Origin of the sequence: Frankia sp. Allo2, assembly GCF_000733325.1 — a bacterium.
In the GTDB taxonomy this organism is placed as follows: Bacteria; Actinomycetota; Actinomycetes; order Frankiales; family Frankiaceae; genus Frankia; species Frankia casuarinae.
Genome location: NZ_JPHT01000002.1, coordinates 36,077 through 60,409 on the forward strand (window position 1 = coordinate 36,077; position 24,333 = coordinate 60,409).

23 protein-coding genes and 1 tRNA gene are annotated in these 24,333 nt (G+C 69.9%); 10 read left to right on the plus strand and 14 right to left on the minus strand.

What is annotated here, in order from left to right:
* Window positions 1-186: 186 nt before the first annotated feature.
* Both ALLO2_RS02390 and ALLO2_RS02395 read right to left on the minus strand, forming a co-directional pair.
* Window positions 187-528, minus strand: a complete 342-nt coding sequence (locus ALLO2_RS02390; RefSeq protein ID WP_011434886.1) for a P-II family nitrogen regulator — start codon at window positions 526-528, stop codon at window positions 187-189.
* Window positions 525-1,814 (minus strand): ammonium transporter, encoded by a 1,290-nt coding sequence (locus tag ALLO2_RS02395; protein WP_035729459.1) that lies wholly within the window; start codon window positions 1,812-1,814, stop codon window positions 525-527. The genes ALLO2_RS02390 and ALLO2_RS02395 overlap by 4 nt, the downstream gene beginning before the upstream one ends.
* A gap of 264 nt (window positions 1,815-2,078) precedes the next feature.
* On the opposite strand from ALLO2_RS02395, the gene ALLO2_RS27915 reads away from it, so the two are divergent.
* Window positions 2,079-3,572, plus strand: coding sequence for a C40 family peptidase (locus tag ALLO2_RS27915; protein WP_304413233.1), 1,494 nt, complete (start codon window positions 2,079-2,081; stop codon window positions 3,570-3,572).
* Here ALLO2_RS27915 and ALLO2_RS02405 read toward each other — a convergent pair.
* On the minus strand, window positions 3,532-4,224 hold the full coding sequence (locus tag ALLO2_RS02405) for a metal-dependent transcriptional regulator (protein ID WP_023839855.1): 693 nt from the start codon (window positions 4,222-4,224) through the stop codon (window positions 3,532-3,534). The two genes, ALLO2_RS27915 and ALLO2_RS02405, sit on opposite strands and share 41 nt — an antisense overlap.
* Before the next feature lie 264 nt (window positions 4,225-4,488).
* Between ALLO2_RS02405 and ALLO2_RS02410 the strand changes: the two genes are divergently transcribed.
* Both ALLO2_RS02410 and ALLO2_RS02415 read left to right on the plus strand, forming a co-directional pair.
* On the plus strand, window positions 4,489-4,713 hold the full coding sequence (locus ALLO2_RS02410; RefSeq protein ID WP_023839854.1) for a DUF3039 domain-containing protein: 225 nt from the start codon (window positions 4,489-4,491) through the stop codon (window positions 4,711-4,713).
* A gap of 218 nt (window positions 4,714-4,931) precedes the next feature.
* Window positions 4,932-5,004: transfer RNA gene (locus tag ALLO2_RS02415), tRNA-Arg, on the plus strand.
* Window positions 5,005-5,121: 117 nt separating this feature from the next.
* Here ALLO2_RS02415 and ALLO2_RS02420 read toward each other — a convergent pair.
* A complete protein-coding gene (locus tag ALLO2_RS02420) occupies window positions 5,122-6,735 on the minus strand; it encodes a SulP family inorganic anion transporter (RefSeq protein WP_254668599.1) in 1,614 nt (537 codons plus the stop codon).
* Window positions 6,736-7,211: 476 nt separating this feature from the next.
* On the opposite strand from ALLO2_RS02420, the gene ALLO2_RS02425 reads away from it, so the two are divergent.
* Window positions 7,212-7,559, plus strand: coding sequence for a helix-turn-helix transcriptional regulator (locus ALLO2_RS02425; protein WP_023839852.1), 348 nt, complete (start codon window positions 7,212-7,214; stop codon window positions 7,557-7,559).
* A gap of 127 nt (window positions 7,560-7,686) precedes the next feature.
* Window positions 7,687-8,931 carry a hypothetical protein gene (locus ALLO2_RS02430; protein ID WP_035729461.1) on the plus strand — a complete coding sequence of 415 codons (1,245 nt, stop codon included), beginning with the start codon at window positions 7,687-7,689 and terminating at the stop codon, window positions 8,929-8,931.
* A 574-nt stretch (window positions 8,932-9,505) separates the two neighbouring features.
* On the opposite strand, the gene ALLO2_RS02435 is transcribed toward ALLO2_RS02430, so the two are convergent.
* Window positions 9,506-9,946: a type II 3-dehydroquinate dehydratase gene (locus ALLO2_RS02435; RefSeq protein ID WP_023839850.1), complete on the minus strand. Its 441-nt coding sequence runs from the start codon at window positions 9,944-9,946 to the stop codon at window positions 9,506-9,508.
* Window positions 9,947-10,271: 325 nt separating this feature from the next.
* On the opposite strand from ALLO2_RS02435, the gene ALLO2_RS02440 reads away from it, so the two are divergent.
* From ALLO2_RS02440 to ALLO2_RS02450, 3 genes are all read left to right on the plus strand, one after another.
* A complete protein-coding gene (locus ALLO2_RS02440) occupies window positions 10,272-11,438 on the plus strand; it encodes a DegT/DnrJ/EryC1/StrS family aminotransferase (RefSeq protein WP_035729647.1) in 1,167 nt (388 codons plus the stop codon).
* Window positions 11,435-12,565, plus strand: a complete 1,131-nt coding sequence (locus tag ALLO2_RS02445; RefSeq protein ID WP_023839848.1) for a Gfo/Idh/MocA family protein — start codon at window positions 11,435-11,437, stop codon at window positions 12,563-12,565. Before ALLO2_RS02440 ends, ALLO2_RS02445 begins: the two co-directional genes overlap by 4 nt.
* Before the next feature lie 108 nt (window positions 12,566-12,673).
* On the plus strand, window positions 12,674-13,435 hold the full coding sequence (locus ALLO2_RS02450) for an HAD-IA family hydrolase (protein WP_023839847.1): 762 nt from the start codon (window positions 12,674-12,676) through the stop codon (window positions 13,433-13,435).
* Here ALLO2_RS02450 and ALLO2_RS02455 read toward each other — a convergent pair.
* The 3 genes from ALLO2_RS02455 to ALLO2_RS02465 are packed head-to-tail and all read right to left on the minus strand — an operon-like array spanning window position 13,402 to window position 16,368.
* Window positions 13,402-14,454, minus strand: a complete 1,053-nt coding sequence (locus tag ALLO2_RS02455; protein WP_023839846.1) for an ROK family protein — start codon at window positions 14,452-14,454, stop codon at window positions 13,402-13,404. The genes ALLO2_RS02450 and ALLO2_RS02455 overlap by 34 nt on opposite strands.
* Before the next feature lie 16 nt (window positions 14,455-14,470).
* A complete protein-coding gene (locus tag ALLO2_RS02460) occupies window positions 14,471-15,292 on the minus strand; it encodes a shikimate dehydrogenase (RefSeq protein ID WP_011434898.1) in 822 nt (273 codons plus the stop codon).
* Between the two features lie 5 nt (window positions 15,293-15,297).
* Complete coding sequence (locus ALLO2_RS02465; protein ID WP_011434899.1) at window positions 15,298-16,368, minus strand: 3-dehydroquinate synthase; 1,071 nt, start codon at window positions 16,366-16,368, stop codon at window positions 15,298-15,300.
* Window positions 16,369-16,638: 270 nt separating this feature from the next.
* On the opposite strand from ALLO2_RS02465, the gene ALLO2_RS02470 reads away from it, so the two are divergent.
* Window positions 16,639-17,091, plus strand: coding sequence for a MarR family winged helix-turn-helix transcriptional regulator (locus ALLO2_RS02470; protein WP_011434900.1), 453 nt, complete (start codon window positions 16,639-16,641; stop codon window positions 17,089-17,091).
* Between the two features lie 402 nt (window positions 17,092-17,493).
* Here the strand turns inward: ALLO2_RS02470 and ALLO2_RS02475 are convergent, their stop codons facing one another.
* From ALLO2_RS02475 to ALLO2_RS02495, 5 genes are all read right to left on the minus strand, one after another.
* Window positions 17,494-18,066 carry a VOC family protein gene (locus tag ALLO2_RS02475; protein WP_108913486.1) on the minus strand — a complete coding sequence of 191 codons (573 nt, stop codon included), beginning with the start codon at window positions 18,064-18,066 and terminating at the stop codon, window positions 17,494-17,496.
* 199 nt (window positions 18,067-18,265) lie between these two features.
* Entirely contained in the window at window positions 18,266-19,915 is a 1,650-nt protein-coding gene (locus ALLO2_RS02480) for an NAD(P)/FAD-dependent oxidoreductase (protein ID WP_035729464.1), read from the minus strand.
* Between the two features lie 325 nt (window positions 19,916-20,240).
* Window positions 20,241-20,420, minus strand: coding sequence for a hypothetical protein (locus tag ALLO2_RS02485; RefSeq protein WP_023839841.1), 180 nt, complete (start codon window positions 20,418-20,420; stop codon window positions 20,241-20,243).
* 51 nt (window positions 20,421-20,471) lie between these two features.
* Complete coding sequence (gene selA, locus ALLO2_RS02490; RefSeq protein WP_035729466.1) at window positions 20,472-22,079, minus strand: L-seryl-tRNA(Sec) selenium transferase; 1,608 nt, start codon at window positions 22,077-22,079, stop codon at window positions 20,472-20,474.
* A gap of 21 nt (window positions 22,080-22,100) precedes the next feature.
* The gene (locus ALLO2_RS02495) at window positions 22,101-22,601 is read right to left on the minus strand and encodes a hypothetical protein (RefSeq protein ID WP_011434904.1); all 501 of its coding nucleotides are present in this window, start codon (window positions 22,599-22,601) and stop codon (window positions 22,101-22,103) included.
* A gap of 285 nt (window positions 22,602-22,886) precedes the next feature.
* Here ALLO2_RS02495 and ALLO2_RS02500 point away from each other — a divergent pair, with 285 nt between their 5' ends.
* Window positions 22,887-23,246: an STAS domain-containing protein gene (locus tag ALLO2_RS02500; RefSeq protein WP_035729468.1), complete on the plus strand. Its 360-nt coding sequence runs from the start codon at window positions 22,887-22,889 to the stop codon at window positions 23,244-23,246.
* A gap of 29 nt (window positions 23,247-23,275) precedes the next feature.
* Here the strand turns inward: ALLO2_RS02500 and mshD are convergent, their stop codons facing one another.
* Window positions 23,276-24,310 carry a mycothiol synthase gene (gene mshD, locus ALLO2_RS02505; protein ID WP_023839839.1) on the minus strand — a complete coding sequence of 345 codons (1,035 nt, stop codon included), beginning with the start codon at window positions 24,308-24,310 and terminating at the stop codon, window positions 23,276-23,278.
* Window positions 24,311-24,333 lie beyond the last annotated feature (23 nt).

The following is a 24,333-nucleotide window of genomic DNA, read 5'->3' on the forward strand; positions in this document are numbered from 1 at the left end:
GTGGAGCGCCGAGCCGAGGACACAGAAACGCGCACCAGCGCAACTGTGGTCTCGGGTGGTACCAGCTCGTGCGGTGTCGCGGGTGGTGCGTGGTGCCGGGTGCCGGGGGTGCGTGGTAACAGTGATGGATGGAGTCGGGTGGTGCGATGGAGCCGTGCCGCGGTGGCGTTGCCACGCCCGGCACTACTACAGCGCGTCCGCCCCCCGCTCGCCGGTACGGACCCGTACCACCGACTCGACCGGAACGACCCAGATCTTGCCGTCGCCGATCTTGCCGGTCTGCGCCGACGACGTGATCGCCGCGACCAGATCGTCGACCGCCCCGTCCGCGACGACCACCTCGATCTTGATCTTTGGCACGAAGTCGACCTTGTACTCGGCGCCGCGGTAGACCTCGGTGTGGCCCTTCTGCCGGCCGTAGCCCTGGACCTCGGAGATCGTCAGTCCGTGCACGCCCAGGGTCTCGAGCGCCGCCTTCACGTCGTCGACCTTGAACGGCTTGATGACGGCGGTGACGAGCTTGGTCATGCCTGGGCCTCCTCGGGCACCTTGACGGGGCTGATGCTGCTCGTGGACAGCGAGCCGCTACCGCCGATGGACGTGAAGCGGTACGCCGTCTCCCCGTGCAACGCCTCGTCCATGCCGGCGATCTCGTCGTCGGCGTTCAGCCGGAGACCGATGGTGTACTTCAGGGCGAGAGCGATGATCGCCGTCACGACGGCCGAGTAGCCCAGCGTCGCGCCGACGGCGAGCGCCTGTTCCCCGAAGACGCTCCACGGGCCGCCGTAGAAGACACCGTCCTTGCCGGCCTCGTTCGTGTCGACGGTGGCGAAGAGGCCGGTCAGCAGGGCTCCGAGCACACCGCCGACCAGGTGGACCGCACCGACGTCGAGCGAGTCGTCGATGCCGACCTTGCCCTTGATCGAGGTGGCCAGGGCGCAGACGACGCCGGCGATGCCGCCGATGGCGATCGAACCCATCGGAGAGACGAAACCACAGGCCGGGGTGATGGCCACCAGACCCGCGACCGCGCCGGAGGCGGCTCCCAGGGTGGTCGCCTTGCCGTCGCGCAGCTGCTCGACCGCGAGCCATCCGAGGATCGCGACGCCGGTCGCGATCTGGGTGTTGAGCAGGGCGTATCCGGCGACCTTGTTGGCGCCCAGCGCGGAACCCGCGTTGAACCCGAACCATCCGACCCACAGGATGCCGGTGCCCAGGAGAACGAACGGGACGTTGTGGGGGCGGAAGTCGCCGGTCGGCCAACCGGCCCGCTTGCCGAGGACCAGCGCCAGCACGATCGCCGCGATACCGGCGTTGGCGTGGACGACCGTGCCGCCCGCGAAGTCCATCGCGCCGCGCTCGAACAACCAGCCCTTGCTCGCCCACACCCAGTGTGCGATCGGCGAGTAGACCAGCAGCGACCAGAGCGGGATGAAGATCGCGAAGGCGCTGAACTTCATGCGATCGGCGATCGCGCCGGTGATGAGGGCGGGCGTGATGATCGCGAACATCAGCTGGAAGGCGACGAACACGACGTACGGGATCGCGCCGTCGCTGCCGGAGAGGTCCTGGAGAGCGAAGAAGTCGAATCCGCCCCAGAAGCCGTTACCCTCGCCGAACGCGACGCTGAACCCGATGACCGACCAGATCAGCGTGACGATCCCGATGCAGAAGAAGTTCTGCATGATCATTCCGAGCACGTNCTTCGCTCGGACCATGCCACCGTAGAAGAACGCCAGTCCGGGCGTCATGAACAGCACGATCGCGGAACTGATGAGCATCCACGCGGTATCGCCCGAATTCAATTTGTCCATGTCTCTCCTGTCATTCCCCGCGCGATGCGCGGACTGCGCTCACCCGGTCCCCGGCCACGCTGCGCTCGTCCCGGATCCTCGGGTCCGAAGAGTCGGCAAGATCTGTTCCCGACCTGTGTCTTAGCTGTTTCTGGCATGTGAAATCGCTAAATTGGGTGGCCTGTGACCCGATCTCATCGGCTGGCGGTGGGTGCTTGGAGACTCTCCGCTCGTCGCGGCGTGCTTCCGTGACTGTATAACTGCATAGAGTTACCGTCCGGCGGTGTGAGCAGTGTCCCCACGGAGGGCTGGCATAGCGCCGGCGAACCGCGCCCCGGGCCCCGCCGTCCCCGTGATGTCCCGCCATCCGGGTTCGGCCGGCGAACTTCGAAACACGTCGCAAGGCAGACTCCCGCCGCCGGCCCGACCGACGATCCCCAGCCGACCGGGAACGATCCGACCGGATGGCGTCCGAAAGCCGGAGCGCCCATTGTTCTCGGACTGGTCGGCATTCTCGTCGCCGGACCTCCGGTTGTCTGGGGGTTTGCCGGATCCGCCTGGGCGGCGCCGACGACTCCGGCCTCCGGGTCGGCCCCGGAGAGCCCGGAGAGCCTGCAGAGCCTGCAGGCGGAGATCAACGGTACCCGGGTACGGCTGGACGAATCCACTCGTCAGACGGCGATTGCCACTGAGGTGTTCAACGCCGAACGTATTCGGCTGGCCGAGGCCGAGCGGGCCGCGGCTGCCGCGGCCGGGCGGGTCGACCGCGCTGACGACGCTGTACGGCAGGCCTCGGACAAACACCGGGGGTTGGCGGTGTCGGCGAATCGGGCCGGGGGATTCGGGCAACTGTCGTTGCTGCTGACCGGCGACCCCCGACAGGTACTCGACCGGGCCGGTGCGGTCGATGCGCTGGCCCGCCGGCAACGCGTGGCGGACACTGGCCTGCGGCTCGCGCGTCGGGATCTCACCGAGGCACGCCGGAGCGCTGACGTGGCACTTGCGGGCAAGAGGAAGATCGTCATGCGGCTCGCCGCACGTAAGCGGTCCATCGAGGCGTCCGCCGCCGAGCAGCGCAGCCTGCTGCAGCGGCTCGAATCCCGCTACGCATCGCTGGAGCGGCGGGCCAGGGAGCGCCAAGCCGCCGCCGCGCGGGCCCGCAGGGCGGCGGCGGCCGCCGCCGCGGCATCGGCGGCCAGGAAGGCCGCGGCCGAACGGGTCCGTTATCGGAAGGAGTCGGCCGCGGTCGCGGCCGCGGGCCGGGCGTTCGCCGCGGCCCCGACTACCCCGGCACCCATCCCGCCGACGGGCGGCGGTGGCGCGTCGCGCGCGGTGCAGGAGGCATACGCCCAGCTGGGCAAGCCCTACGTGTGGGCTGCGGCGGGGCCGAAGTCCTTCGACTGCTCCGGCCTGACGCAGTGGGTCTGGGGGAAGGCCGGGGTCTCGCTGAGCCACTACACCGGATCACAATGGAATGAGGGGCGCCGCGTGAACCGGGCGGGCCTCATTCCCGGCGATCTCGTCTTCTTCCATGCCGATCTTGATCATGTCGGGATCTACATCGGGGGCGGGAAGATGATCCACGCTCCGCGGACCGGGGAGGTGGTCAAGGTGGAGAAGATCTGGTGGTCGAGCTTCCGGGGGGTGTGCGGCCGGGAGCGTGACACCATCGGCCGCTGGCGGAAGCGATCAGGATGGCGACGGCGACGGTGCCGTGGGCGACGACTCAGCGGTCGACTCAGCGGTCGACGTAAACGAGAGCCGCGGTGCTACGGCTGATCTCCGCGTCGGTCTGGCCGTTGGGAGTGACGATGTGGATCAGGTTGCCGCGGGAGCCCGGCGTGATCTGCGCGCCGGGGACGATCGCGGCGTCCTGAAGCCGGCGCATGATGCTTTCGTCCGTCTGCAACCGCTCGGAGATCCAGCTCACCGTGACCGGCCTGCCACCACCGGACGAGGCGAGGTCGGCCGACGCCAGTAGGCTCACCGGGGCGGAAGCCGGCCGTGCCGTGGTGTGGTGCTGCTGGGAAGGCGGGATCTCGTTACCGAATGGGCAGCGCTTCGGATCGCCGAGCAGGACGGTGAGGCGCGCCTCGACCTCGTCGGAGATTACATGCTCCCACCGACAGGCCTCGTTGTGTACCAGCGCCCAGTCCAACCCGATGACCTTCGTGAGCAGCAGCTCGGCCAAGCGGTGCTTGCGCATGACGGCGGTGGCCCGCAGCAGGCCCTTCTCCGTGAACTGCACGGTCCGGTCGTCGGCGAGGCACACCAGCCCCTCGTTGGCCAGACGAGCCGTCGACTCGCTCGCGGCCGGCGCGCTGACATGCAGGCGCTCCACCAGACGCGCGCGCAGCGGGGGGATGCCCTCCTCCCTCAGCTCGTACAGGGTTCGGAGGTACATCTCGGTACTGTCGATCAATCCAGTCACCGGTCTCCTTCGTCCTCTCCAGGGTACGCTCAGCCTGGGACTCACAAGAGCCATCTGCCCCCCGAAGACCATGCCGGCTGGTCGGTTTCGATGTCCCGTCGGTCCCTTCCCCCGGACCGGGGTCGGTGTTCCACGACGTGTTCCATGGCCTCGGTTCGGCGGGTATGGCCTCGGTCCGGCGGCGTGTCCTCGTGCGGCACCCGTCCCGCGCGCGGGCTTGCACCCAGGGCCGGCATCGGCGCCCGCGGCACTAGACTCGACGCCATGAGCACGACTCAGATCGCGCCCGAGACATCGAACACCCAGACGGACGAAGGTGACGATCACTCTCACTACGCTCGTCGTGAGGAGATCGTTCGCGCGTCCATCGAGGGTGGCCGGGTTACGGCGTTGTGCGGCTACAAGTTCGAACCGGTGCGGGACCCCTCGCGTTTCCCGATCTGTCCGAAATGCAAGGAACTCGTCGAGATGGCCGAGCAGTTCGGCTGATTGCGCTGCGCCGGTACACAGTGCCGGGCGGCCACGGTCCTCGATGGCGGTCATTAGCCTTCGGTAATAATCGGTCGTTGCGGTAGATCGAGCGTGCCGACGGGCTGTGGACGGTGTGCGGATGCCTTGCCGATCGGGATCCATGGTGTCCCCTCGGGCCGGCTGCTCCGCGGCCCCGTATGATCTGTTGCACGAGCCAGACCCGGTGTCCCTCGCCGGCCCCAGTAGCTCAGTGGATAGAGCGACCGCCTCCTAAGCNGTAGGCCGCAGGTCCGATTCCTGCCTGGGGCACATCCGTCATGTCGATCGCCAGCCTCCGGCTGGTGGGACCAGAGTCCCCTGTGGGGCGGGCTGCGTCGCGAGCCGCGCGACCGCGGCTAGCGCCGCGTGGGCTAACGCCGCGTGGGCTCAGGTGGGGACGGCAGCCAGGGCGCCGGTGTGGTGGAGATGGTCCCGGGCAGCCTGGATGGCCGACGGGGTGGAGTCGAACAGGCGTCCCTGGCCGCGCAGCCGGTCCACCAGACCGACGGCGGCCACCGCTTTGGCATGCTCGGGTCGCAGCCCCGACACATACACCTTGACGCCGCGGTGTTCGAGCCGGTCGATGACGTCGCGCAGGACGAGGGCGCCGGTGCCGTCGACGGCGCTGACCCGGGACAGCCGGAGGATGAGGATCTCGACGTCGGCCACCTCGGTGAGCTCCAGCAGGAAGCGGTGGGCGGCGGCGAAGAACAGGGGGCCGTCGATACGGTAGGCGACGATGTGCTCGGCGAGTAGCGCGTGTTCGGAATCGTGATGATCGCCGGGGTCCAGCGGCACCTCCTCGACCCGCGCGGTTCGGGCGATTGCGCGCAGGGCGAGGGCGCCGGCGACCGCGAGGCCGAGGACGACGGCGATGACGAGGTCGAGCGCCAGGGTCGCCCCGGCGGTCAGCGCCATGACCAGGGCATCGGAGTGTGACGCACGGCCGAGGGTGCGCAACGAGGAGACCTCGACCATCCGCACCGCCGTGGCGAGCAGAACACCGGCGAGCGCGGCGAGCGGGATGCGCGCGACCAGGGGAGCGGCTGCGAGCATCACCCCGGCGAGGACCACGGCGTGCGCGAGGGCGGCGAGCCGGGACGAGGCACCCGAGCGGACGTTGACCGCGGTGCGGGCGATCGCGCCGGTGGCGGGCACCCCGCCGAACAGCGGGACGGCGAGGTTGGCCAGCCCTTGGCCGAATAGCTCCCGGTCGGGGTCGTGGTTCTGGCCGACGGTCATCCCGTCGGCCACACTGGCCGAGAGCAGGCTCTCCAAGGCTGCGAGCGCGGCCACGGCGACGGCGGCCGTGGCGAGCGTCGGGATCGCGGTGATGTCGAGGAAGCCGAGCGAGGGACCGGGCAGGGTGGCGGGGATTGCGCCGAGGGTCGTGACGTCCCACTCGCGGGCCGTGACGAGGGCCGTCGCGAGGGCCACGGCGAGCAGCGAGAACGGGACCGTGGGCCGCAGCCGGGCGCCGACCAGCATCGTCGCCGCGACGCCGACGGCGAGCGCCAGCGCGAGCCAGTGCGGCCGGTGGACGAAGTCGGCCACGGCCGCCCAGGCCACGCCGGTCACCCGGTCACCGTTTCGGGCGTGCACCCCCAGGGCCGAGGGAACCTGCTGAAGGAAGATCACCGCGGCGATGCCGACGGTGAATCCCTCCACCACGGGCGCCGGCACATATCGCACGGAGCGGCCGACCCGCAGGACCGCGAGCGCGAGCAGGATCATCCCGGCGAGCAGCCCGACGGTCAGCACACCAGCCGGCCCGTGCCGGTGCACGATCGGCACGAGCACGACGGTCATCGCGCCGGTCGGCCCGGACACCTGCAGGTTCGACCCGCCGAAGACCGCCGCGAGAGCACCCGCCACGATCGCCGTCACCAGTCCGGCGGCCGCGCCGAGGCCGGAGGAGACCCCGAATCCCAGCGCGAGCGGCAGCGCGACCACCGCGACGGTCATCCCCGCGAGCAGGTCACGGCCTGGCTGGCGGCGCATGCTCTCGATATCGGCCCGGCCGGGCAGGAGCCGGCCGAGTTCCAGCCGGCCGAGTGGCCTGGGCCAGCGTGACGGGGCCGTCCTTATGGGGGCGGGGCAGTGGGGTCGGGAGTCCTCGGCCTGCCCCGTCGTCGTCTCGATGCGGATCCGATCCTCCCGTATACTGGGATGAAAAATTGAAGGTTTCTTCAATTTACATGCTAAAAAGTATGGAGTGGGCGAGATCTCGGACACAGCGGCCCCCGCAGAGCCGTGCCGTGCGATAAAGAGCTGTTTCCCGACTCCGAAGTGTGGTAACGAACAGTTGATAAATTCTGTAACTGGTGGGGAGGTCGCCATCGGGCGCGAACGGGTCGTGGCGCTACTCACCGTGCCGGCGTGATCTCTGGGTGGGCGGTCGCCGGTACTCCGGCCAGGCCGGTACCTCGGCCGGTAGGCCTCGGCCGGAGCTGCGTGGGGTCGACGGGAGGTGGCTCGTGACGAGGCGGGTTCCGCTGTACCAGGCTAAAGCGGAGTTTTTTCGCATGCTTGGCCATCCGGTGCGAATTAGGGTGCTGGAGTTGCTGCAGGACGGGCCGATGCCGGTGCGGGATCTCCTGGCCGCGATCGAGGTGGAGTCGTCGAACCTTTCCCAACAGCTCGCGGTGCTGCGCCGGTCCGGGATCGTGACCGCGACGCGGGACGGCCCGACGGTGGTGTACGCGCTCGCGGGCGGGGACGTGGCGGAGCTGATGCGCGCGGCCCGGCGGATTCTGACCGAGATGGCGGCCGGGCAGGCCGGACTGTTGGCCGAGTTGCGCGAAGCGGAGACAAGCTCCTCATGAGCATGAAATGTGGTGGACCGATGCCCGGGACTCCCGCAGGTGGGACTCCCGCGGAGGGGAGCCCCGCCGAGGGGCCGGCTGGGGGACCGGCGCGCACCGGACGGAGTCGGGCACGGGTGGAGCCGGCGTGACGCCCCCTGGTCCGGCCGGTCCGGCCGGTTCAGCCGGAGTCAACCCCGCCTACAGCGTCACGGTCCGCGTTCCGCACCGGGCCACGATGATCATCGAGGCGGTCGTCGCCGCAGCCCCCGGCCCCGTGACGTGCTACGCGGACGAGCCGGACCCCGGGGGCGGCCGGCGGATCACGTTGGATGCCGACAGCGGGTCCACATTGACCTGGCTGGTCCGGGCGCTGCGGGAGCGGCTGGGTGCCGACCTGTTGCAGACCGAGGATCCCGTCTTCACCGTCGCGTCGACCGGCAAACTCGCCCAGTGTCTCCGCGCGTCGGTCACGACCGGTCACGATCTTGCGTTGTTGGACGCTGACGCCGACCGCCGCGTCATCAGTCACCTGGCCATGCACCCGACGCACACCGACCGGTTCACCGGCCGGCCGCGTCGAGTGGCGCTGCTCACCGACGGCAGCGCCGTCTTGGACTTTGAGCCGCTGGCCGCCGAGGCGGCCCTGCCAGCGGTCGAGTCCCAGGCGGTCCACCTACACCGGGCGACCGGGTTCGACGTCATCCCCATGCCGATCGCAGCCCGTACCGCCGCCGAGCTCGCCGCGGCGATCGGCATGATCGCTCCGGGATTCGCCGCCACCGTCCTGGTCCACACGCATGTCCGCCGCATCGACGCCGCCCGCGCCGCGCTGCGGTCCGCCGCCCCGCATCTGCTGCTCGACACCGTCAACGACGGTCTCGCCGTCGCCGCCGCGGCCGCGGTCCTCAACCATCTCCGGGCGCGTGACATCGCGCCGGGGCGGGCCCGCGTCGCCGTCGTGGACCCGGCTCGGGGCGGCGATCTCGCCGGCTTACTGATCGGTGTCGGCCTCCACGAGATCACCCTCTACGATCCGGTCGACTACGGCATCCAGCCGCTGCACCTGCTTGCCCCCGAACTCGATCTGATCGTCGACCTGATCGGCTTGGCGGCGCCGCCCAAGGGCGTTCCCGTCCTGCGGATCCGCCCGGAGACGCCCCCTCCGCTGGCCCGCGCCACCTCGGGCCCGCGTCCGCTGCACGCGCTGCCCGGACTGCTGCGGGCGGTCGTCACCACTCGCCGCCCGGTCACCCCCGCTGCCCGCCTCGCCGCCGTGCACGCCCTCGTCGGTCAGACGCCGCCCGGCAGCGTGCTGCCTCCCCTCGACCANCCACGGCTAGCCCCCGCCGTTGCCGCGGCAGCCACCCACGCCCTCACCGCGCAGGAGTAGCTCACCGCGCTCCCGGCGGAGGTGGTCGCCTGGAGGTGGTCACCTGGTNGGGGGTGGNGGGGCCCGCCACTGCCAGGCCCACCGACAGGTCCACTGCCAGGCCCATCGGCGAATCCCGGCGGATGATCGTCCGTTGGGAGGACCGTTCCTCATGAACGGGATGAACGGGGTGAACGGGGTGCGTTGTCATGGGCGGCACTCTCCCGCCGGCATTGCGGATGCGGAAGTACGACGGCCCCGGTCCGATCTTTGCGGCATATCACTCAAAAATATCCTAAAGGGTCATACGGCCATATTCCAGCAATGCGCCACCCTGCTTCTTCGGCCTGCCGGGAAGCCCGAGCCGGACCGACACGGCCGAGGAACCGACACGGCCGAGGAACCGACACGGCCGAGGAACCGACACGGCCGAGGAGGTGACACCGGGCCGAGGGCGCTCGTGCGTCCGACGCCGGCCGGCCCGGCGCGGGGGAGTTCCACGTCGCGGGTGGCCTGGTCACGTCGGGAAGGGGATACGAACGCCACTTCGCGTGACCAGTCATCCGAAGAGTCGTTCCCGGTCCGGCGGGACGTCTCAGCTCGGCGTGGGGACGAGGTCCAGCAGTGCCTGAGCGGCAAGCTCGTATCCGAGGGCCCCCAGGCCGACGATCACTCCCCGGGCGAGCGCCGAGAGAATGGATTCGTGCCGGAAGGACTCCCGAGCCCAGACATTGGAGAGATGGACCTCGATCCACGGGTTCGGATAATTGGCCAAAGCGTCACGAAGGCTCCAGCCGTACATCATCAGCGCACCTGGATTGACGATCGCACCGATCGAGTCGTAATTATCCTGAATGGTGTGGATCAATTCACCTTCGGATTCACGTTGTACGGAGACAAGTTTCCATCCGCGGTCCGAGATCCGAGCCGCGACGGCCGCCTCGATATCGGCCAGTGTCGCCGTGCCGTAGACTTCCGGCTGGCGTCGGCCGAGTATGCCCAGATTGGGGCCATTCAGGAGAAGTAGCGTGGTCACGGCGCCTCACAGACATGCTGGCCGGCTCGATGGTCGGCGTTTCTGATCCGGAACCCCACATTTATAGCAAAGCCACCTGCTGGACACCCGCAAGCAGAAAGGGCCAGCTGGGGTGTTCTTATCAAGTCTATCTGTAGTCTGTCCGTTGATATTAGCGTGTCATGTCCGGAGGGCGATGGGGAACCCGGGGGTACCGAGGTACCGTCCGTCATGCATCCTCTCGCGTAGATTCCTTCGCCGATCGCGATAATGGAACCGCCGACGGAACCTCGATCCCGGCGCGAAGAACAACGATACGGTCACGGGCAAGAAAAGGGTGGGGATCATGATCGGTAGAGCACGGCCAGCGCCGGAGTTGCCGGCCTGGCCGCAGTACTCCGACGAGGAGCGCGGTGGTCTGATCCGGGCATTGGAACAGGGCCAGTGGTGGCGCATGGGCGGCAGTGAGGTCGACACTTTCGAGCGGGAATTCGCTGCCTACCACGGGGCCGGCTACGCCCTCGCCGTAACCAACGGGACGCACGCGTTGGAGCTCGCGTTGCAGGTCCTGGGGGTCGGACCCGGCAGTGAGGTCATCGTGCCGGCGTTCACCTTCATCTCCTCCTCGCAGGCGGCCCAGCGCCTCGGCGCGGTGGCCGTGCCGGTCGACATCGACCCGGGCACGTACTGCATCGGGGTCACCGCCGCGGCGGCCGCGGTGACCCCGCGCACTCGGGCGATCATGCCGGTGCATATGGCGGGCCAGGTCTGCGACATGGACGCCCTGGCGAAGCTGTCCGCGGATGCCGGGGNTCCGCTGATCCAGGACGCGGCGCACGCGCACGGTGCGCAGTGGCAGGGTAAGAAGCTCGGCGAGCTGGGCTCGGTGGCGGCGTTCAGCTTCCAGAACGGCAAGCTCATGACCGCCGGCGAGGGCGGCGCCGTCACCTTCCCCGACGCCGAGCTGTACGAACTCGGCTTCCTGCGGCACAGTTGCGGGCGGCCACGCACGGACCGCCGGTACCTCCACCNGACCTCCGGGTCGAATTTCCGGCTCAACGAGTTCTCCGCCGCGGTCCTGCGTGCCCAGCTCGGCCGCCTGGCCGGCCAGATTGACACGCGTGAGGAGCGCTGGCCGGTGCTGGCGGGCGCGCTTGCCGACATCCCGGGTGTCGTCCCGCAGGGCCGCGACGACCGGTGTGACCGCAATCCGCACTACATGGCGATGTTCCGGTTGCCCGGGTTCAGTGAGGAGCGCCGCAACGCGTTCGTCGACGCCCTTGTGGACCGCGGGCTGCCCGCTTTCGCCGCGTTCCGGGCGATCTACCGGTCCAACGGCTTCTGGGAGACCGGTGCCCCGGACGAAACGGTGGACGAGATCGCGAAGCGCTGCCCGAACACCGAGGCGATCAGCGCGGACGGCGTCTGGCTGCACCATCGGACGTTGCTCGGCACCGAAGAACAGATGCACCAGGTCGCGGCCATCGTGGCCGAGACCCTGGCCGAGCTGTGAGCCGAGGCGAGACCGGCAACCCCACGCGGACTCCGCTGCGGGTCGCCGTGGTGGGGCTGGGCTGGGCCGGCCGGTCGATCTGGCTTCCCCGGCTGCGAGAACACCCGGAGTTCGTCGTGGTCACGGCCGTCGATTCCGATTCCGGGGCCCGCCGGGCGGCGGCCGGGGCCGACCCGGGCCTGGCCGTGCTCGCCGACGTCGACGAGATCGACCGGACTCAGGTCGACCTCGCGGTCGTGGCGGTGCCCAACCACCGGCACGCCGAGATCGCAGCCCGGCTGCTGAGCGCCGGTATTCCGGTTTTCCTGGAGAAGCCGGTGTGCCTGAGCTCGGCCGAGGCCGACCGGCTCGCGGCGGCCGAGCGCGCGGGCGACACCATCCTGCTCGCTGGGAGCGCCGCGCGGTACCGGGCGGATGTCAGCCGGCTCTACGAGCTCGCCGACGGGCTCGGTGCCATCCGGCACGTCGATCTCGCCTGGATCCGGGCCCGGGGCATTCCCGACGCCGGTGGCTGGTTCACCCGGCGGGACCTCTCCGGCGGCGGAGCCCTGGTAGACCTCGGCTGGCACCTGCTCGACACCCTCACCCCGCTGCTGGGCAGCGTCCGTTTCCAGCAGGTGGTCGGGACGATCTCGGACGACTTCGTCAGCGACGGCTCCTGGGCGGCCTCCTGGCGTCACGACGATGGCACCGGGCCGGCTGTCGGCGTCGGCGGTGACGTCGAGGACACCGCACGTGGCTTCCTGGTCACCGAGAACGGGGTCTCGGTGTCGTTGCGGGCGAGCTGGGCCTCGCACGAGGCCCGGGACGTCACCCTGATCAACGTCGAGGGTGCCGCGGGCACCGCGTCGCTGCGCTGCACGTTCGGTTTCGGTCCAAACCGGCAGGATCGTTCGGTTCTGACCCGCACCCGGGCCGGCGAGACCGTGGCGGTGCCTGTGCCCGACGAACCGATCGGAACGGAGTACCGCCGCCAGCTCGATGAACTGCCCGCGCTGCTGGCGGATCCCGCGTCCCGGGGGCGGGCGATCGAGGAGGTCCGCCCGACGATCGCCGCCATCGAGAGGTTCTACGACTCCGCGCGCTCGCACCGGTCCGTCGCGCCGCTCGCGCACGCGACTCGCTGAGGTCACGCATCCACGACCTGTGTCACGACCTGTGTCACGAATATCGAACGGCACCCAACGTCGAGCCCGGGGGGGCACGTGGGAACTGAGCTGAAACCCTGGTCGGCCATGACCACCACCGGGACCGGTGCGGGGACGACCATCGGGACCGGTGCGGCGTCCGGAACACGGAAACGTGCGGTCATCTTCGATCTCGACGGGGTGCTGGTCGACAGCTTCGGAGTGATGCGGCAGGCGTTCACGATCGCCTACGCCGAGGTCGTGGGTCCCGGCGAGCCCCCGTTCGAGCAGTACAACCGGCACCTGGGACGCTACTTCCCGGACATCATGCGGATTATGAATTTGCCGCTGGAGATGGAGGAGCCGTTCGTCCGCGAGAGCTATCGGCTGGCCCACCAGGTGGTGCTCTTCGAAGGGGTCGCCGCGCTGCTGCGGAGCCTGCACGAGCGCGGCCTCGGGCTCGCGGTCGCCACCGGCAAGGCGGGTCCACGGGCCCGGCACCTGCTGGGTGAGCTCGACATTCTGCCGATCTTCGATTATGTCATCGGCTCTGATGAGATCGCCCGTCCCAAGCCGGCGCCGGACATCGTGAACCGGGCACTTGAGCTGTTGGGCGTGGCGCCGAATGAGGCGATGATGATCGGGGACGCGGTCGCCGACCTGGAGAGCGCGCGTGCGGCCGGCGTGATGGCGGTGGCCGCGCTATGGGGCGAGGCGGACGGCGCCGAGCTGGTCGCGGCCGGGCCGGACGCGGTGCTGCGCCGGCCCGCGGAGTTGCTGTCCCTTCTCCGGCCGCACCCGGTCGAACCCGCCGGCACCGCCGGTGTCCCCGCGGCTCAGGCCAGCCGGCCGATCCTCGCCGGCGACTGAGCCGCCAGGAGCGCTCCGAACAGGGAGGACAGGCCGCCCAGCAACGCTGGGCGGACGGGCGCGGGCGGATGTCCCGGACGGGCAAGGGTCTGGGCGTGCTCGGCGACCGCCCGCGGAAATCCAGGCAGGCCGGCCGCGAACCCGCCGCCGACCACCGCCATCGCGGGATGCAGCAGTTCGGTCAGCCCGATGACGGCCGTGGCGATCGCCGCGGCACTCTCGCCCACCGTCCGCACCGCCCAGGCGTCGGCCGCGAGCCAGGCTGCGCGCAGTTCGGCGAAGGTCACCTCCGCACCACGCCGCTGGGTGGCCCGGCGCAGGGTGGCCGGCCCGGACGCGGTTGCCTGCACACATCCGCGGCGGCCGCAGTCGCAGCTGGGCCCGTCGGACGAGATGATCAGATGTCCGATCTCGCTGGAGCCGCGACCGGGCCCCGGGCAGGACCGGCCGCCGAGCACGATCCCGCCGCCGACGCCCGTCCCGACTCCCAGGTAGACCACGTTCTCACAGCCGGCCGCGTCCGCCTCTGCGAGCGCGGCCAGATCGCCGTCGTCGCCGCAGACCACGGTGCTGCCCGGCAGCAGATCCCGCAGCGCGGCGCCGAGGTCGAGCCCGGTCCAGGCCGGCCGGCCCGGCCATGTTGTGACCCGGCCGGCGGCGTCGATGGTCGCGGGCATCGCCACGCCGACGGCGTCAACCCGACCGCCCCATCGGGCAGTCAGCGCGGCAACGTGTGCGGCGAGATCGTCGATGTCCTGGGTGGCGGTCGCCGACGGCGACCACTGGAAGGTTGTCTCCACCGGCCTGACGGGACCCTCCGGTCCGCTCGGCCTGCTCGGGCCGATCTGCTCGTCGCCTCCCATCGGGTTCGTCCCGGCCTGTGCGGCCCCGGCCTGTGCTGTCCTGGCCTGTGCTGTCCTGGCCTGTGCCGTCCCGGCCTGTGCGGCCTCGATGCGCAGCGCGACCTTGGTGCCGCCCACGTCGATACCCAGACAGCCGGTTGGGGATGGTGCACGCATGAGCCCTCGCAGGTCGTCAGGCGGGTGCCGCCGGGACGAGATCGAAGAACGAGCGGTAGAAGCCGATCTGGTGGGCGAGCATGTGGATGCCCGGATGGGTCGGCAGGCCGAGTGCGGCCGCGGCCCGCAGCAGGCGGGTGTCGGGCGGTTTCATGATGATGTCCGCCACGACGCAGCCCGCCGCGAGCCCATCCGGCGGGAAGGGGAGCGGATCGTTCGGACGCAGGCCGAGCGGCGTGGCGTTCACCGCGAGATCGACATCGTGCAGCAGGGGTGTCGCGACGCCGACGGCGCGGTCCGGCCAATGCTCGTCGAGGCGGGCGAGCAGGCCGTCGCGCTTCTCCCGATCCGGATCGTAGATCGACAGCCGTGTGCTGCCGGCGTCGAGCAGCGCGGCCGCGATGGCGCTGCCGGCGCCGCCCGCGCCCAGTAGCGAGACCCGCGTTCCGGCCACCGGACGTCCGGCGGCCGTCAGTCCCCGGACGAATCCCGCTCCGTCGAAGTTGTCGGCCTGCCAGCGCCCGGACGGGCCGCGGCGCAGTGCGTTGGCGCTCCCGCTGATCGCGGCCGCCGGACTGCGTTCGTCGGCAAGGGCGCAGGCGGCGGCCTTGTGCGGAATCGTGATCAGGATGCCGTCCAGGTTCTCGATGCGCCGGAGTCCATCGAGCACGGCGGGGAAGTCCGCCTGCCGGGCGTGCACCGGTACGAGGACGGCGTCAAGCCCGAGTTCGTCGAACAGCGGATTGAGTAACGACGGCGCCTGTACCTGTTCGACGGGATCCCCGACGACGGCGAACAGACGGGTGGCGCCCGTGACAGCATGCGCGGCCGGTGGCACGGGCGTCAGGCCAGCGGCCCGCGCGGCATGTCGCCGAGCGTCTTCATGACCAGGTCCTCCGGAATGTCGCCCACCAGCTGTGGGCCGTCCGCACCGTCGAGCACGAAGGTGAGGCCGGTGTTCGTCGACTTCTTGTCCAGACGCATCACGGCGACGAGTTCGGCGGCGTCCGCCTCGGTGGGCAGGGCCGTCGGCAGCCCGTAGCCGCGGACCACGTCCAGGTGCTCGCGGACCCGATCGTCCCCGATCCGGCCGAGCTCCCCGGCGAGACGGCCGGCGAACACGGTGCCGATCGCCACCGCCTCACCGTGGCGCAGCACGAAGTCGGTGACGCGCTCCAGGGCATGCCCCAGGGTGTGGCCGTAGTTGAGGATGTGGCGCAGGCTTGAGTCCCGTTCGTCCCGAGCGACGACGGCGGCCTTGAGCGCCACGCTGGCGGTGATCTGCTCCGTCACCGGCAGACCGCGCAGGTCCCCGGTGCCGATGAAGTGGGCCCGCGCGATCTCGCCGTAGCCGTTGATCCACTCCCGCCGGGGCAGGGTCCGCAGGTGGTCGGTGTCGCAGAGGACGGCGCTGGGTTGCCAGTAGGCACCGAGGAGGTTCTTGCCGGCGGGCAGGTTCACCGCCGTCTTCCCGCCGACGCTCGCGTCCACCTGGGCGAGCAGGGATGTCGGGAGGTGTACCACCGCCACGCCGCGGTGGTACAATGCCGCGGCGAGCCCGACGACGTCCGTGGTGGTNCCCCCGCCGCAGGAGATGACGACGTCCGACCGGGTCAGCCCGAAAGCCGCGAACCGGCCGCAGAGCGCCTCGACGTTCGACAGGTTCTTGTCCGCCTCGCCGTCCCGTGCGGCCAGCCGCAGTACCGGCACGCCCGGGTCGGGAACCGCGTCCTGCGGCCGCGCCGAGACGATGACGGCCCGCCGGGCGCCGATCCGCGCGACGATGTCGGGCAGGATTCGGCGGACCCCGGGACCGATATCGATCGGATAGCTGCGTGAGCCGAGGTCCACCGAGACCCGTCGATGATCGGCGGTGATCTGCTCGATCGGACTCGTCCGCTGTGCTGTGAGCATGCCCGTCACGGTGTGCCTTCCGGATCCGCGGTCGCGTGCTGGCGCCTGCCTGGTGCCTTGCGGTGGTTCTGCACGGGGCCGCCCCGGCAATTCTGCCGTGCCCGGCAGTCGCACCCTTCCGCCGGGTCGGGTGTGAGCCATCGCACTTCCTCCTTCCGTGCGTCTTCGTCGCTCCCGCGCGCCACCGACGCCCCGCGTGGGTCGGTGCCCCCGCGTGGATCCGCACCCCGCACGAATTGGTGCATGGTGCACGCAGAGTAGGGTCGTGTGGTGGGTTCAGACGACGGCGCGAGGCTCGCGACAGCGCTCGGACTTCTCCTGACCCGGCCGAACCGGACGCGTCTGTTCGGGGAGTTGCTCTCCTCGGCGGACGTCGGACTCGACGAGGCTGTCTACCCCGTGCTCAACGGTCTGGCCCGTACGGGCCCGACCACGGCGCGCAAGCTGAGCATGGAGATCGGCATCGACCGTTCGGTGGTGAGCCGGCACAGTGATCGTCTCGAGGCGCTCGGGTTGCTGCGCCGTTCGGCCGATCCCGATGACGCCCGCGCGGTCCGCCTGACGCTCACCGACGAGGGCCGGGCCGCCATCGATCGCTCTCGGCGTCGGCTGGCCGACGTCTTCCAGCGCATGCTCGACGACTGGCCCGCCGAGGACGCGCGTGCCTTCGTCGCCGGCATGGAACGCTTTGTCGCGGAGCATCTTGCCGGTCGGGACCGGTGACCAGGCCGAACCAGGGCAGCGGACGGGGGAAGATTGCAACCTTCGTCGCCATCGCGACGACGCTCATCGGTGTGATCATCGGGATTGCCGTTCACGGCTCCTGACGGCTTGGCCTTTTCTGGTTCGAGGAACGGGTGACGGGTGTTGTCAACGGATGTTGTCAACGAGTGTTGTTAATGCTTCATCTCTCGACGCCGGCGGTTTGGAGGTTCTCGCCTTTACGCTGGCTGCTAGTGACGGGGGAGATGCGCACGGCAACATAGCGGCGCCCGCGGAACATCGGAAGGCCCGTACCTGCAGGGAGGCCGCCCGGCTCGGGGGGTGCCGGGCGGCCTCGATTGATGATGACATTTGGATGGCCGCCAGGACAAGCCCGCGAGGACGGCAGGTTTCGGACAGTGATCACCAACCGTTCTGTCCGGCACCCCCGGGGATGAGTTCGATCAGTAGTCCGGAACCCGCGTCGAGATAGGCCCGTCGCGGGTTCCGAGCGTCCGGCCGGAGTTGCTCGACCAGGCATCCCGCGGCGACCGCCCGGTGCAGGCACGCCGGCAGGTCGTCGACCTCGTAGCCGATGGAGAACAACCCCTCGCCACGTTGGTCGAGAATTTCCCGCCCTGTCCACGGCCGCTCGCCGGGTTCCACCAGCTCGACCAGGCTGCTGCCGAAGCGGCCGAACGCGATCCGGACGTCCTCGATCATGATCGGTCGATCGCGCCAGACGGCGGGGCCGGAGACGACCCGCGACTCCCACGCATCGACCCCGAGGGAGACGGCATACCGTTCCCGGGCAGCGTCGAGGTCCGCGACGAGGATGCCGAGATGGTGGAACGTCAGCTCGCCCAGCATCTCCTCGATGACCCTTGCCGCCAGCAGGGCGCAGGCCGGTGAATGGGGCGTGGTGCGGACGGACGACGACGCCGGATCCGGCGTCGTCCGGATCCAGTCCTCCCGATTCTGGATGATTGTCTCCATCACCGCGGCTCCCTCCATGCCCCTGGCCCAGGCAGAGGGCGAGGGCGCCGATCGTATCGCCGTCCTCCGTCCTCCGTCCTCCGTCCTCCCTGCTCTCGCCGTTCTGCGGGCTGTTCTCGCCGTTCCGCGGGTGCCGTCGATCAGGACGATCCCGTCGCGGATGGAGGCGGGATGGCCCCGACCCTCAGCGGCCCGACCTTTAGAGGGTTGCCGGAGTGGGCACCCCACCCGTGCGGGTGAGCAGGTCGTCGAGGTCGTACTCGTACCAGCGGCGGAGCGGCTCGGGGGAACTCGTGCGCCCCCACTCGTACATGCGGCGCTGGGCTTCGAAGGAGCCGTCGTGCCAGCGGCGCAGCACATCGCCCAGCCGGAGCGGAGCGGGGAGGAAGTCGGCGCCGCCCAGCAGAGTGGCGAGCCGTTCGACGGCGGCGGCCGGGGCCAGCCGGCCGGCCTCGACCTCGTCCATCACGGCGCTGAGCGAGTCGAAGAAGGGCTGGAATTCCGGCAGATCGGGGCAGAAAGTGCCCAGATGTGGCGCGTCGAGCAGGCGGTCGAACAGCGCCGGATCGCCCTTTTCCAGATAGCCGAAGTAGGTTCCGACGATCCGGGAGATGCCCATGTTCCAGCCCAGGAACCACNCCTTCGACCACGCCCGCCACAGGTCGAAGTCGCGGAACGAGACATAGGAGCCGTGTACGAGCTTGTCATTGACGTCCAGGATCGTCTGGTTGAGCGTGTCGATGTGGCCGAAGCGTTCCGCCGAGAAGTCGTCGTCGGCGAGGGCCTCTATCAGGGTTGGTGCGAGGGCGTAGATGACCTGCATGGTGTTGGCCATGCCACGGGAGAACAGCGCGTCGATCGCCCCGGCTGCGTGGGACATCATCGCCCAGCGGTCACCGACCGTCCGCGAGCTGGAGTACTGGGTGCGACCGGTGGAGATCCAGTCCCAGGCGGGCCGGGCACCGGCGAACTGGCGCGCGATACTGGGGAACCGCTCAAGATAAGCGTTCCATTCCTGCTCGGCGGGTACCGAGGGATCCCTGGGGAAGCGTCGCGAGTCGAGGTTGAGCCCGACGCTGCACAGTGGGTTGGTGGCCCGCTGGTGATTGTCGAACGGGATCACCCACAGCCAGCCGCCGTCGAACAGATGGTGCAGGGTGCCTTGGTGCCACAGCGACGGCTGCCCGCTCGGGAGGGTCACCTCGTCGAAGGGGGTGACCCCCACCATGTGGGTGAACAGGGTGCGGGAGTTCGTCCGGAACCGGCAGGGATCCTCTCGCAGGGCGAACTGGTTCGCCAACACGGAGTTGCGTCCTGAGGCGTCGACGACGTAGCGAACGCGGATCCGTTCGCCGGCCCCTGTCGTCAGCGTCGCGGCGTCGTCGGCGAAGTCGACTTTTTCCACCATCGTGCGTTGCCGCGGTTCGGCTCCGTAACGGACGGCCGTATAGAAGAGGTAAGCATCGATGTCCTGGCGGTGCATGTGCATTTCCGGGCCGTTCGGAAACTCCGAAACGCTGCACTGAGTGACCTCTTCGGGGTTCTGGAGCGCACCCTCGTGGTGGTAGACGAATCCGAAGTTGCGCTTCACTCCGCAGGCCGAGGTGACGTGGGAGCGGACGCCCTCGAAGCTGCTCACATGGCCGAGCTCGGGGACGTCGAACCGCTGGGCGAGCAACTTCAGCAGATAGGTCGTCTCACCGATGGTCGACTCCCCGAGCGCGAAACGTGGATGCGTGCCACTGTCAATCAGAACCACGCGGTGACCGTGTCGGGCGAGGATATTGGCCAGCGTCGAGCCGGCGATGCCGCTACCGAGGATGGCAACCGAATAGTCGTACCCGCTCATTGCGTGACTCCTTGGACGCCGCTATCCGAGGTGGCCGACTGCATCCGCCGCACTCCTTAAAGGATCACAATCAGCACAACCAGTACACAACGACGTACTGAACCACCTCTACGGCCCCTGGTCCCAGTAAGCGGTATATCGATGCCGATGGGTAATCAAGATTCCTGAATCGGAAGTTTGAGTTATATGCCGGATTTGAAACATTTGCTCTATAATGCCCTGATGTCTGGGCCCGTCAGCGGGCCCGCCACGTGCGAAGAAGCGATGCGGGTCCCCGCCGTCGCCGAGCGAACCGTGAATCGCTTATTTCTCCGTCGTTTTAGCGTTAGGTGGAGGTCTGGATCGGCCGTCCACTGATCGTGAACGAGTCGAGCAGCGTGGACTCCCCGTTCCACCGGTACCGTTCATCCGGGGTCCCCGTGGGTGCGCCGGGCCAGACGAGCAGGTGGACGAGCCCGTAGCAGAGCAGGGTCAGCGCGGCGGCGACCGAACCCAGCCGTCTCACCGCGCCGGCGAACGCCGGCGAACGCCGGGGAGTCGTAGGGGCGGCCGAGGCTCACGGCGCCCGTCGGCCGGGCACGGTGGCGCGCGGGATGGCCATGGATTCGATCGTCATGACGTCGGCATCCTCGGCGATGTGCGGCTCGGTCGGGGCGTCGGTGATCGTGGTCGCGCCGGCTTCGGTCGCGGCAGCCAGCACGGCGGCGGCGAGGACGGGATCGAGTTCCACCGGAACGGTCCGCAGATCGAGCAGGCAGCATCCCTGCTCCACCCGGCCCAACACGGACGGCTCGCCCTGGCGCAGGGGGGCGGCGATGACTGCGTCCAGGGCCACCGCGGCGCTTGGCAGCTCCGGGCCGAAGCCGCCGAACCCTTTGATCGTCAGACCACTCTCCGGGCCCGCCGGGGCCATGCCGTCTTCGTCTCGTGCGCCCTCGCGCCGGTGGCCGCCCGATCGACGGAATGCGGCGTCGTTCGGCAGCGGCGACGATCCACCCCCGCCACCGTCAACGACCGCACGACTCGCCACAGCCGAGGCTGCGATGCCCGAACGCCGTAGCCACGCGGCGAGCGTCTCGGCCCGCGTTGTCAGCCGTTCCGGTCGGGCGTGCAACGCCTGCCTGACCGGGGAGTCGGGATGGCTGAGGGTGGCTTCCAGCGCGGCGAGTGTGAGCTTTCCGACCCGCATTGCCCGGGCCATCGGATGCCGACGTATCCGGTCGATCAGGTCGGCGCGTCCCAGCAGCAGGCCGCACTGAGGCCCGCCGAGCAGCTTGTCCGCGCTGGTCGTGACCACGTTAACGCCGAAGCCGAGCCAGGTCGTGACGTCGGGTTCATCGGCGAGGAGCGGCTCGGGGNGTAGCAGCCCGGAGCCGCAGTCACCGACGAGGGGGATCTCGAAATCGGCGCAGAGCGCGGCAAGATCGTTGATCGCAGGGGTGTCAGTCAGCCCCACCACCTGATAGCNGGACGGATGCACGTGCAGCACGAGCCCGGTCTCCGGCCCGATCGCGTCGGCGTAGTCCCCGAGCGTCGTGCGGTTGGTGGTGCCGACTTCCCGCAGTCGAGCCCCGGTGCAGACCAGCAGTTCGGGCAGCCGGAACCCGTCCGCCGTCTCCACCAGCTCCCCGCGGCTCACCACGATCTCCCGCCGCCCGGCCAGCGCCGTCACCGCGAGGATCAGCCCTGCCGCGTTGTTGTTGACGATGTGCACGCCCGCCGCCGCGGGCACCGCGGCTGCCAACGCGGCCAGGGCGGTACGTCCTCGTCGTCCTCGCCGTCCGGTCCCGAGGTCAAGCTCGAGGTCGGTCGTGCCGGCTGCCAGGTCGAGGGCCGCGCGGGCGGCCGCGGACAGGGGAGCTCGGCCGAGCCCTCCGTGGAGCAGGACGCCGGTAGCGTTGATTACTGGGCGCAGTCCGGTGGCGGCGCGGGCGAGCGTCATCGGTGTCGCTACCGGCGTCGTCGGGCTGTCCTGGGCCGGGGATGCGAACAGACTTGTACGATCAATCACTCTCGGTGAAGCTAGTGCTCCTCCTCGTGGGATTCCGGACCTGGCCGGGACGGCGGCGTGGCCTGTCGGGTGTCTGCCCCTGCTGGGTGCCTGTAGGATCGGCCCGCTGCCCGCACGGCTCTGGCCGTCCTTTCGATGATCAAAGCGGCGCATGGTCAGGCCTCGGACCTTCGGTCACCCGGACGGCCCCCCGCCCAGATTGATCGTCGGCCAGGGTGGATCGTCGACGCTGAAGATGAGGGCGACGTCGGTGTCGGAGACGAAATCGACGAGCCGTGCCCCCGCCGGTAGCAGAGCCAGCGCGTGACGGAGCTCCGCGGCGCTCGATCCTTCCTCAGCGGAGATGATGTGCCGCGAGCGGACCCCGCAGGCGAGGTCGGCAGGCGGCGGTGCAGCGCCGGAGGGCCGGGACGCGGAGCGCCCCACGCTGGAGAGCGCGGCGCTGGACAACAGAGCGGCGAGCCGGTGCGCCTCGTCCGGCACGAGATGCGCGACGCAGAGAACGTCGAGCAGGGCCGACTGGGTGCGGAGAACGACGACCGGGGTTCTCCGCGGGACGCTGGGCTGCGTTCCCACGGTGATGACCGTGCCGTCGATCCGGCCGATGAAGGTGATGACGTCCGGGGGAGTGTCATCCGGGGTCCGGGGCGGGGTCCGGGGCGGGTCGATGTCCATGCGTAGACGCTCTCATCGGGCAGCTCGTCATCCCATCCCGCGCGGCGGGGAGCATGCGGGACGGACGGGCGGATGACGACGGGCGGATGACGACGGGCGGGGCGCGGACAAGCGTGCTGACGGACGCGCGATGAGAAGTCGCCCCTGGCGAGGTCGGCCGCGTGTGGAAGTACCTCGGTCGGGGTACGGGGCCATGGTCGCGCTTGCCCAAAGGCGCGGCGCGACACGGGAGGCAGCCCGGCCGGCTTCTCGTGGCGCTCACGCCGTCCGGTCGCAAGCGGAGCCATGGAGCCAAGCGTGCGGGTTGAGGTGACCGACCGTGATGCCATCGTCGTGCATCCGGCCGGCGACATCGACTATTCGTCCCTGGATCCCCTGCGCGAGGCACTGCTCGACGCACGGGTCGCCGGAGTAAAAGAGATCATCGTGGATCTGGAGCAGGTGAGCTTCCTCGACTCGCAGGGGTTGGCGGTCATCCTGTTCGCCCACCAGCGTCAGCGCTCGGCCGGTGGCCGTCTCGTGCTGCGTAACCTCAACGAGGACGCCTACCGCCTGCTGCATGTCACGAACCTGAGTGCCGTGATAGACGTCGATCACGGCGACTCCGCCCCCGCGCGCGGCCTGGCGACCCGTCAGGGCGCCTGAGCCACGGGTGCCTTCCGGCCCTGGCCGGATCAACCCGTGGACGGCCTCTCCCAGTGGTAGGAGACGTCGCGGACGTAGGTGATGAAGCCGAGTCCGGTGTACATCCGCACGGCGCGGACATTGTCCTCGTCCACGTACAGCAGGACCGAGTCGAGCCCCTCGGCCTGCAGATGCCGCAGGCCGATCAGGGTAAGTGCCCGGCCGAGTCCCGCGCCGCCCGCCCCCGGGAGCACGCCCACCACGTAGACCTCGCCGATGGGCCCCGGCTGCGCGTTCCGTGGCGGCGTCTGGTCGGTCTCGTGCACCTTCGTCCAGTGGAAGCCGACGAGTGCGCCGTCGTGCTCCGCGAGGAAGAAGCCACGCGGGTCGAACCACGGCTCGGCCCGGCGCCGGGCCAGATCGTCCAGGGTCCACCGGCCCTGCTCCGGATGATCAGCGAAGGCGGCCGCATTGACGGCCAGCCAGGCCCGGTCGTCCTGGTCGGGGACGAAGGTGCGGACCGTCACACCGGCCGGCAGCCGGGGGTCCGGCAGGGGCGTCCCGGCCGCCAGCGGTCGCCGAAGCTGGAGCAGCACCCTCGTGCGAGTGAACGTGAGCCGGGTAGCCAGTGCCGCGGCGGCCGGCAGGTCGCCGTGGGCCCAGATGTCGAGGCGGGACGACGGCGCCGCGAGGGCCTCGGTCAGTCCGCCAACCAGGGCCGTGCCGACGCCGCGTCCGCGGTGGTCGGGATGGACGACAACCTCGGCCTGCCGTGCCTGGTCCACGCCGCCCAGATGGGCGTAGCCGATGATCCGCCCGGCGGGGACGCGGCCCGGCATGGTCGACGTGTCCGCGGCGTTCTGGTCACCAGGGGTGTCCGGGACATTCGGGGCGCTCGTGTCCGCGGCGGCCGACACGGCCAGCAGGTGCCGGCCGGCGCCGATCCGCAGTCCGGGCCGGAGGGCCAGCCGGACGTCCTCGGACACCGGCCCGGTGCCGTCCGCCCGCTCCGCGGCGGCGAGGAGGCTCACGATGTCGTCCACGTCCATGGCGCTCAGGGTCTGCTGCCAGCTCAGCGAGGTCACCGGACGACCGTATGACGCTGGGC